General features: G+C 31.0%; 2 protein-coding genes and 1 pseudogene. 2 read left to right on the forward strand and 1 reads right to left on the reverse strand.

The window, feature by feature from the left end:
* Positions 1–455 (forward strand): annotated as a pseudogene (locus HG1285_RS19965) (DNA helicase RecG); the annotation flags it as partial.
* Here the strand turns inward: HG1285_RS19965 and HG1285_RS02250 are convergent.
* A complete protein-coding gene (locus tag HG1285_RS02250) occupies positions 445–1,005 on the reverse strand; it encodes a PAS domain S-box protein (RefSeq protein WP_008289174.1) in 561 nt (186 codons plus the stop codon). The pseudogene HG1285_RS19965 and the gene HG1285_RS02250 sit on opposite strands and share 11 nt — an antisense overlap.
* Positions 1,006–1,098: 93 nt before the next feature.
* Between HG1285_RS02250 and HG1285_RS02245 the strand changes: the two genes are divergently transcribed.
* Complete coding sequence (locus HG1285_RS02245) at positions 1,099–1,587, forward strand: hypothetical protein (RefSeq protein WP_008289176.1); 489 nt, start codon at positions 1,099–1,101, stop codon at positions 1,585–1,587.
* The last annotated feature ends 15 nt before the right edge of the window (positions 1,588–1,602 follow it).

Genomic DNA, 1,602 nt, shown 5'->3' on the forward strand with positions numbered 1-1,602 from the left:
CTGTAATGGTAATAGAAGAGGCTCACAGATTTGGTCTTTCCCAGATACATCAGCTTAGAGGCAGAATAGGTAGAGGAAAGTATGAAGGATACTGTTTTTTGATAGCTCCTTCTTACCTGAGAAGACCTTTAGAAGATACATCTAAAGAAAATCAGAGGTTAAAAACACTTTATAGACTTAAAGTTTTAGTAAAAACATCAGATGGATTTAAAATAGCAGAAGAGGATTTAAAACTTAGAGGAACAGGGGATTTAGTTGGTACTGCCCAGTCTGGGAAATTAAATTTTTCTATAGCAGACCTTGACCGTCCTATAGATATGAAAATAATGAAATTTGCCAAAAAAGAGGCTCAATACATTATAGAGAAAGACCCAAACCTTACCAGATATCCACAGCTAAGACAACTTCTTTTTGATAAATATGGAGAAAGATTTGAGCTTGCTACTATTGCCTGATTTTTTCACATTCTTTTAGTTTTGTAATATCCCGTGCTATACCAAGCAGAGCAATTACAGAGCCGTATTTATCTTTTACAGGTTTTTTTATAACTTCAAACACTATTTTACCTTCCTTACCTTCTATTACTTCTTCAAATATATAAGGTTCTTCTTTTTGGAGAGCAATCATATCTGTATAGACACACATTTTTGCTTCTTCTTCTGACATTGCGTCAATATCTGTTTTACCAATAATATCTTCTTTTTTCATACCAAAAAGGTCAGCAAATGCCTTATTTACATAAATATGTCTTAAATTTTTATCTTTTATCCATATAGGGTCTGGAGACATATCTAAAACTTCAAGCAAAAAATCACACAGCTGGTCTTCTAAAATTTCATCTACAAGATTAGAGTATTTAAGTTCATCTTCCAGGTAAAGTCCTCTTAAAAGAAGATTTGAGGCAAGTTTTGAAAGTGATGTGTTTTTCTTTTCTGAAAGCTGTTTTAGATTTTCGTAAATTTGGTTTTCTACGATTACGCTGATTATAGGTTTTTTTGTTGCCATATAACCACCTCAAGAAACTATTATTATTGTACGAAAATATAGTAAACTATACTTGATATTATAATAATAAATCAAAATATTAAAGAGGGAAAAATGAAATCTTTAAAATGGAGAATTTTTGTAAGAGTATCCACAGTACTTATTGTTCTATTTCTAATAATGCAAGCTCTTGATTTTACTAATTTCAGGAACTTAGCTATAAATAGTGCAAAAGATAAGGCTCTGACTATAGCTTTGACTGTTAAATCTTCATTAACTTCATTAATGAAGTTGGGACAAATAAAAAGTAGAGATATATTCTTGAATTCTCTTGAAAATAATAAAAATGTTGAAAGCATAAAGATAATAAGAGGACTGCCAGTTATCAAGCAGTTTGGGGAAGGAAGGGCTTACGAAAAACCTGCTGATGAAATTGAAAAAACAGTTTTGGTAACAGGAGAACAACTTGATAAATTAGAAGAATCTTTAGAAAATGTCAAATACAAAATCGTCATTCCTTATAAAGCTGAAAATCAATGTTTACAGTGTCATAAAGCTAAAGTTGGAGATGTACTTGGAGCAATTTCAATAACTATGGATTAACAGATTTGAGAAAGC

It is taken from the genome of Hydrogenivirga sp. 128-5-R1-1 (assembly GCF_000171895.1).

Coding starts and splice junctions, on each gene's coding strand:
- HG1285_RS02250 (WP_008289174.1), bottom strand. CDS start 1,005: ATGGCAACAAAAAAACCTATAATCAGCGTAATCGTAGAAAACCAAATT.
- HG1285_RS02245 (WP_008289176.1), top strand. CDS start 1,099: ATGAAATCTTTAAAATGGAGAATTTTTGTAAGAGTATCCACAGTACTT.